Origin of the sequence: Saccharothrix sp. NPDC042600 (assembly GCF_040647305.1) — a bacterium.
In the GTDB taxonomy this organism is placed as follows: Bacteria; Actinomycetota; Actinomycetes; order Mycobacteriales; family Pseudonocardiaceae; genus Actinosynnema; species Actinosynnema mutabilis.
The window spans coordinates 1-7,044 of sequence record NZ_JBEZBW010000192.1 but is presented as its reverse complement, the minus strand read 5'-3'; the positions used below and the strand labels follow the sequence as shown (position 1 = coordinate 7,044).

General features: G+C 70.7%; 6 protein-coding genes. 1 reads left to right on the top strand and 5 read right to left on the bottom strand.

What is annotated here, in order from left to right; genetic code table 11:
• Window positions 1-321: 321 nt before the first annotated feature.
• From AB0A74_RS42280 to AB0A74_RS42260, 5 genes are read right to left on the bottom strand one after another with little or no spacing between them, the layout of a single operon-like run.
• Window positions 322-1,365, bottom strand: a complete 1,044-nt coding sequence (locus AB0A74_RS42280) for an SIS domain-containing protein (protein WP_358258827.1) — start codon at window positions 1,363-1,365, stop codon at window positions 322-324.
• Window positions 1,366-1,377: 12 nt separating this feature from the next.
• Window positions 1,378-2,790: a glycoside hydrolase family 3 N-terminal domain-containing protein gene (locus AB0A74_RS42275; protein ID WP_358258825.1), complete on the bottom strand. Its 1,413-nt coding sequence runs from the start codon at window positions 2,788-2,790 to the stop codon at window positions 1,378-1,380.
• A gap of 4 nt (window positions 2,791-2,794) precedes the next feature.
• Window positions 2,795-3,613, bottom strand: coding sequence for a carbohydrate ABC transporter permease (locus tag AB0A74_RS42270; RefSeq protein WP_358258823.1), 819 nt, complete (start codon window positions 3,611-3,613; stop codon window positions 2,795-2,797).
• The gene (locus tag AB0A74_RS42265; protein ID WP_358258821.1) at window positions 3,610-4,593 is read right to left on the bottom strand and encodes a sugar ABC transporter permease; all 984 of its coding nucleotides are present in this window, start codon (window positions 4,591-4,593) and stop codon (window positions 3,610-3,612) included. Before AB0A74_RS42265 ends, AB0A74_RS42270 begins: the two co-directional genes overlap by 4 nt.
• A gap of 7 nt (window positions 4,594-4,600) precedes the next feature.
• A complete protein-coding gene (locus AB0A74_RS42260; protein ID WP_358258819.1) occupies window positions 4,601-5,884 on the bottom strand; it encodes a sugar ABC transporter substrate-binding protein in 1,284 nt (427 codons plus the stop codon).
• 285 nt (window positions 5,885-6,169) lie between these two features.
• Here AB0A74_RS42260 and AB0A74_RS42255 point away from each other — a divergent pair, with 285 nt between their 5' ends.
• On the top strand, window positions 6,170-6,931 hold the full coding sequence (locus AB0A74_RS42255) for a GntR family transcriptional regulator (protein ID WP_309111732.1): 762 nt from the start codon (window positions 6,170-6,172) through the stop codon (window positions 6,929-6,931).
• Window positions 6,932-7,044: the final 113 nt, after the last annotated feature.

Sequence of the window (7,044 nt, the reverse complement as noted above, 5' to 3'; positions counted from 1 at the left end):
GAGCCTCGCCGGCGGGCAGGCCGCCGGGGGAGGAAAAGAAAAAGAGGGGGCTTTTCCGTCCTCCCCGTATGGCCTGGCGGAGCCAACCACACTTTGGGCCGGGTGCCGCTAAAAATTTTGCTCGTCCCTCACAAAATTTTCGGCTGCACCCGACCCAAAGTGTGGTAGCCCTTCGGGCAGGCCATACGGGGAGGACGAAAAAGCCCAAAAGCAGGCGCGCTGCGCGCGCCCTGAACACAAGCGCGCTGCGCGCGCCCTTGAAGACAAGCGCGCTGCGCGCGCCCGAGGATCAAGGGCGGCGCAGCGCGTCTGTAGTCGCTCTCAGCGGGTGCGGGTGACCTTTTTCAGGCCGCGGGGGCTGTCCGGGTCGCCGCCTCGGGCCAGGGCCAGGCCGTGGGCCAGGCGTTGCACCGGCAGGATCTCCAGGATCGGCGCGACCTCCTCGGCCGTCTCCGGCACCGGGATGCGCAGCGCCGCCGAGACCTTGTCCGCCGCCGAACCCACGGCCACGACGTCCGCGCCCCGCCCGTGGACCGCGTCCAGCACGTCGTGCAGCGCGTCACCGCCACGGCCCGCGCTGGTGATCGCCAGCACGGCCGTCTCCGGGTCCACCGCCGCCACCGGGCCGTGCAGCAGGTCCGCGCCCGAGTACGCCCTGGCCGCCAGGTAGCTGGTCTCGGCCAGCTTCAGGGCGGCCTCCAGGGCGGACGGGAGGGAGTAGCCGCGGCCGGTGGTCAGCACGCGGTCCACGAAGCGGTAGCGCCGCACGGCCTCCGCGACCGCTTCCGCCGACAGCTCCAGGGCCGCCGCCGCCTGGTCGCCCAGCGCCGCCGCGTGCGTGCCGTTACCGCCGCGGATGGCGTCCACCAGCAGGTACAGCGCGAGCAGGGTCGCCGAGTACGTCTTGGTCGCCGCCACGGCCTGCTCGACGCCCGCGCCGACGTCCACCGACAGCTCCGCCGCGCCGTTCAACGGGGAGTCGGCCGTGTTGGTCACCGCCACGGTCAGCGCGCCGCGCGCCCGCGCGGACTCGGTGACCTCCAGCAGGTCGGGGGACCCGCCGCTCTGGCTGACCGACACCAGGAGCACGTCGCGCAGGTCGGGCTGCGCGCCGTAGAGGGTCGTGGTGGACGGGGACACCAGACCGGCGGGCAGCTGGAGCAGCACCTCGGTCAGGTACTTCGCGTACAGCGCCGCGTGGTCGGACGAGCCGCGTGCCGCGAGCAGCACGAAGCGCGGTTGACGGGCGCGGATCGCGTCGGCGACGGCCGCGATGGCGGAGCGCCGGGCGACCAGGTCCGCGAAGATCGCGGGCTGCTGGTCGATCTCGGCCGCCATGTGCCTGCCGGGCTGGTGGTCGGTCATCGGAGCCCTTTCTTAGCCGGCGGCGATGCGCTCTGCCGCGGCACGCAGGCACACCCGTGAACCGCCGTGGGTGTTCACGCGGGCAGCGGTGCCCAGGTCGGGACCCGGCACGCCCGTCTCGACGTGCACTAGGTCTAGACCAATACTAACCAGCGAGAGCACCAAGTCGCGAGCCCACGGGTGGCGGTGCGCCTCTCTCGTCACCACCACGATGGTCCTCCCGTCCGCCTCCGCCGCAACCTCGTCGGCGGTGCGGGCGGTCGACGTGGTCGTGCCCGGGAGCAGCTCGGTCAGGTACGGCCCGAGGCCCCACGGCACGTCGCCCACGGCGATGGACGGCTCGACGGCCAGGTCCAGCACCAACGGCGCCCCGGACAGCTTCAACGACCCGGTCACCTCCACGGCCCGCCGCGCCGCGCGCAGCCCGATCTCCGGGTCGTGCCCGTCCACGGCCGCCGGCGGGGTGCCCAGCGCGGCCGTGCGCCGCGCCGCCTCCGCCAGCCGTTCCCGGGACAGCTCGCCGCGCTCCACGGCCGCCACGATGCTGTCGATCAGCCACTGGATGCCCGCGTCGTCCAACGGCTCACCGCCCAGGCACAGCGCGTCCACGCCGGCGGCCAGCGCCCGCACGGACCCCTCCGCCAGGTCGCCGCCGACGGCCTTCATGTCCAGCCCGTCGGTGATGATCGCGCCGGTGAAGCCCAGCTCGTCGCGCAGCACGGCCACCGCGCGCGGGTTGAGCGTGGCGGGCGCCTCGCCCCACGCCGGCACCACGAGGTGCCCGGTCATGATCGACCGCACCCCAGCCTGCACCGCCGCCCGGAACGGCACCAGCTCGACCTCGCGCAGCTCCTCCTCCGTGCGCGGCAGCACCGGCACGGCCAGGTGCGAGTCCACAGTGGACGCGCCGTGACCGGGGAAGTGCTTGGCGCACGCGGCCACGCCGACGGCCTGCATGCCCTCGACGAACGCCGCCACGTGCGCGCCCGCCTTCACCGGGTCCGACCCGAACGACCGCACGCCGATCACCGGGTCCTGCAGAGTCAGCACCAGGTCCGCCGACGGCGCCAGGTCCAGGCTCACCCCGCACGCCGCGAGCCGCGCCCCCACCGAGGCCGCCACCTCGCGGGTCAGCGCCAGGTCGTCCGCCGCGCCCAGCGCGTGGTTGCCCGGCACCTCCGACCCGCGCCCGGCGTCCAGGCGGGTGACGTCGCCGCCCTCCTCGTCGATGCCGACCACGACGTCCGGCCGCACCCCGCGCAACGCGGCCGTGAGCGCCGTGACCTGCTCGTCGTCCACGACGTTGCGGCCGAACAGCACCACCCCGCCCAACCCGTCCGCGACCCGCTTGAGCAGCCAGTCCGGTGCGGTCGTGCCGTGGAAACCCGGGAGCAACACAGCTGCGGCGAGCTGGTGCAACGACATGCGCCTACCCCTTCACGGCACCGGCGGTGACGCCGGTGACCATCTTGCGCTGGACGATGAGGAAGAACACCAGGACGGGCAGCGTGAACAGCACGGACGCGGCCATCGCGCCACCCCAGTCCGTGCCGAACGCGCTCTGGAACCCGGAGAGCCACACCGGCAGCGTCTCCTTGGTCTGGTCCTTGATCAACGACAGGGCGTAGAGGAACTCGTTCCACGCCGTGACGAACGCGAACACCGAGGTGGCCACCAGGCCCGGGCCGAGCAGCGGCAGCGTGACGCGGCGGAACGCGCCCCACCGGCCGCAGCCGTCGACCATCGCGGCCTCCTCCAGCTCCAGCGGGATGCCGTTGACGAACCCGCGCAGCGTCCACGCGCAGAACGGCAGCGTCACCGCGAAGTAGATCAGGATCAGCGACGGCAGCCGGTCCAGCAGCTCCAGGTCCCGCATCATGAGGAACATCGGGATGAGCAGCGCCTCGAACGGCGCCATCTGCGCGACCAGCATGAGCAGCACGAACTGCTTGCGGCCCTTGAACCGCATCCGGGACATCGCCAACGCGGCGAGCAGGCCCACGACGATCGAGGCGAGCACCGCGCCCAGCGTGACGAACAGGCTGTTGCCCATCGAGCTGAGGAACCCGGGCTTGTTCCACGCCGTCGCGAAGTTGGTCGCGGTGACCGACAGCGGGATCAGGTCGTAGTCGGAGGACACCAGGTCCTTGGTCGGCTTGAACGCCGAGGACAGCATCCAGTAGACGGGGAACGCGAAGAACACCGCCAGGACGACGCCGACGACGTTCGCCGTGACCTTCTTCGTCACAGTGACCCCTCCTGGCGGAGCAGGCGGCGCAGGTACTGGAAGGTGAGCAGCCCGAGCAGCAGCATCATCACCACGGACACCGCCGCGGCCACGCCGAAGTGGCTCTTGGAGATGCCTTCCAGGTACTGGTAGACCGGCAGCGTGGTGCTCGCGCCGTCCGGGCCGCCCTTCTTGAACGCCCAGATCTGGGCGAAGACCTTGAAGTCCCACAGCAGGGACAGGAACGTGACCATGAGCAGCAACGGCCGGATCTCCGGCCAGGTCACGTTGCGGAACGTCTGCCACGCGGAGGCGCCGTCGATGCCGGCGGCCTCGTACTGGTCGCGCGGGATGCCGATGACGCCGGCGTAGAGCGAGAACGCCAGGAACGGCACGGCCTGCCACACGATCAGCAACCCGATCACGGCCAGCGTCGAGGTGCCGGTGGTGAACCAGGAGAACCCGGCGAACGAGTCGAAGCCCAGCTCGACCAGGGTCTTGTTGAGGATGCCGTACTGCTGGTCGAACATCCACTGGTAGACCGTGGTGGCCGCGAGCAGCGGCATCGCCCACGCCAGGAGCATCGCGACCTGCAGCGCGATCCGCACCACCGGGCTGATCCGCCGCATGAGCAGCGCGATCAGCAGACCCGCCACCACCGAGACCGCCACGACGGCCGCCGTGAACACCACGGTGCGCACCGTGATCGCCCAGAACTCCGGCTCGGCGAAGATCTTCGTGTAGTTGTCCAGGCCGACCCAGACGACCTGGCCCCGGGTCAGCTCCTTGAGGTTGAGCTGGCGGAAGCTCGTCACGAGCAGGGACAGGACCGGCCAGCCGATCAGCCACAGGATGGCGACCAACGCGGGGGCCAGCAGGAGGTAGGGCAGCGTCCGGTCGAAGGCGCTGCCCCGACGGCGCGGCGCGCCGCCCGGTGCGGCACGCCGCGGTGCCGACGAGTTCGTCGCCACCGCGGCGTCGGTGGTGTGGACCGCCGTCATGCCTAGGTCATCCGCCCAGCGTCTTGGACAGGGCGGCGTTGGCGTCGGCCGTGGCCTGGTCCAGCGACTTCGCGCCGGTCAGGTAGGCGGTCAGCATGTCCTTGAGCGGGTTCTGGCCGGCCTCGACGGCGGCCCAGGCGGGCGTGGTCGGGGTGACCTTGCCGTTCGGGGCGGACTCGGCGAGCGCCTTGCCGATCGAGTTGGTGGCGAGCTTCGAGGTGTCCTTCGAGGTGCCCGGCACCGCGCCGCCCTCGGCGAGCTGGTCCTGGTACTTCTTGCCGCTCAGCAGCTTCAGGTAGGCCTTGGCGAGGTCCTGGTTCTTCGAGCCGGCCGGGATGGCCAGGTTCGAGCCGCCCAGGAAGACCGGCGCGGTCTTGCCGGAGGTCTTGGACGGGATCGGGAACGCCGCGGTCTTGTCCTTCAGGGTCGGGTCGGCCTTGACGGCGCTGCCCAGCTCCCACGGCAGGGCGATCATCATGGCCGTCTTGCCCTTGGCGAAGACCTCGAACTGCTGCGGGGTCGCCTCGTCGGCGTCCTTCGGGGCCTTGGTGGCGGAGGTGTCGACCAGCTTCTTGTAGAAGTCGACGCCCGCCTTGGCCTCGGGGGTGTTCAGCGCGCCGGCCCACGCGGAGCCCTGCGCCTTGGCCACGTCGCCGCCCTCGTCCCAGATGAAGGAGAGCAGGGCGTACCAGGACTGGCCCGGCAGGTACAGCGACTGGAACTCCGGGTCCGCCGCGTTGGCGGCCTTGAGCTTCTCGATGGCCGCGATCCACTCGTCACGCGACTTGGGGGCGTTCTCGATGCCCGCGGCCTTGAACAGGTCGGTCCGGTAGATCACCGTGCGGTTCGCGGCGTAGAACGGCAGGCCGTACTGCTTGCCGTCCCAGGTCAGGGAGTCCTTGAGGCCGGACAGCCACTGGTCGCCGTTGAGGTCCGAGACGTCGCCGCTCAGGTCGAGCAGGGTCTCCTCAGCCGCGAACTTCGCCGTCTGGGTGTTGCCCAGCTCGATGACGTCCGGCGGGTTGTTGCTGGTCAGAGCGGTGGTCAGCTTCTCCTGGATGCCGTTCCACTTCTGGATCTCGTACTTGACGGTGACGCCGGGGTTCGAGTCCTGGAACTCCTTGTGCAACGCGTCGGTGAGGGTGGTCGGCGCGGAGCCGTCCATCAACCAGACCGTCAGCGTCTTGGATTCACCGGAGTTGCCGCTGCCCTTGTCGGTGCTCGTGCCACATCCGGCCACGGCCACCGCGAGTGCGGCGGCACCTACGGCCAGTCCTCTCCAGCCCTTCACGTGTGCGCCCTTTCCCAATGCCCCGGTCCCAGTGACCGGAACGACCAAAGTGGTGTAGACCAATGCGGCCTAGAGTGTGCCTCGCCACAGGACCTGTCAAGGACGTTGCCGAGACGTTGCAAAGTCATCGGACCAATCCGGGCCCGCGGGGCGGGGGTGCTGGAGCACGATGTGAGGGGTCGTCACGCGGGTCGTCGGTGGTTCGTCGGGGGTTCGGGGACACGATCCGACGTGGACAAGGCATCCTGTTGTGTGGGAGAGCACTGACCGGTCGAGGAGGAAGGCATGCTGGAGACGAGCCCGGCAACTGGCGTCGACGCCAGGTCTCGCGCACAGCGCGAGCCGAAGTACTGGGGCCTCAAGCGGCACCTGCTCGACCTGTTGCGCGCGCTGCCGCCGGGATCACCGATCCCGACCGAACGGTCGCTCGCCGCGGAGTTCGACGTGTCGCGCACGACGGTCCGGCAGGCGCTGGCCGAACTCACCGTCGAAGGACGGCTGCTGCGCGTGCAGGGCAAGGGCACGTTCGCGGCGGAACCCAAAGTGGCGCAACGGCTCCAGCTGTCGTCGTACACAGAGGACATGAAGGCCCAGGGCCGCCAGCCGTCGTCGCGCCTGATCGAGGCGTCGGAGATGCCGGCGGAGGCGGAACTGGCGCGGCTGCTCGGCGTGCGGGCGGGCGCGAAGGTGCTGCGCCTGCACCGGTTGAGGTTGGCCGACGGCGAGCCGATGGCCATCGAGACCACGCACCTGGCGCTCGGGCGGTTCCGCGGGCTGCGCCGGTACCTCGCGCCGGGGGCGTCGCTGTACCAGGTGCTGCGCGAGCGGTTCGGCGTCGAGATGGGGCACGCGGAGGAGACCATCGAGACGGCCTTGGCATCGCCGGAGGAGGCCGAGCTGCTGGGCGCGGACATCGGCTTGCCGATGCTGCTGCTGTCCCGGCACTCCTTCGACACCGAGGGCAACCCGGTCGAGTGGGTGCGCTCGGTGTACCGCGGCGACAGGTACAAGTTCGTGGCGACGCTGAACCGGCCTGTATCCGACTGACCCGGCTGTGTCTGATTGACCCGGCTCCGCCGGGTCGGCTCGGCCGCCTGGAAGTCGGCTCGTCGCGTCGCCTTTTCCGCCGATCGAAGGGCGTGATCGGCGGAAAAGGCGAC

What these genes read in the sequence shown, in the direction of transcription:
- AB0A74_RS42280 (WP_358258827.1), bottom strand. Translation starts at nt 1,365, where the DNA reads ATGACCGACCACCAGCCCGGCAGGCACATGGCGGCCGAGATCGACCAG.
- AB0A74_RS42275 (WP_358258825.1), bottom strand. Translation starts at nt 2,790, where the DNA reads ATGTCGTTGCACCAGCTCGCCGCAGCTGTGTTGCTCCCGGGTTTCCAC.
- AB0A74_RS42265 (WP_358258821.1), bottom strand. Translation starts at nt 4,593, where the DNA reads ATGACGGCGGTCCACACCACCGACGCCGCGGTGGCGACGAACTCGTCG.
- AB0A74_RS42255 (WP_309111732.1), top strand. Translation starts at nt 6,170, where the DNA reads ATGCTGGAGACGAGCCCGGCAACTGGCGTCGACGCCAGGTCTCGCGCA.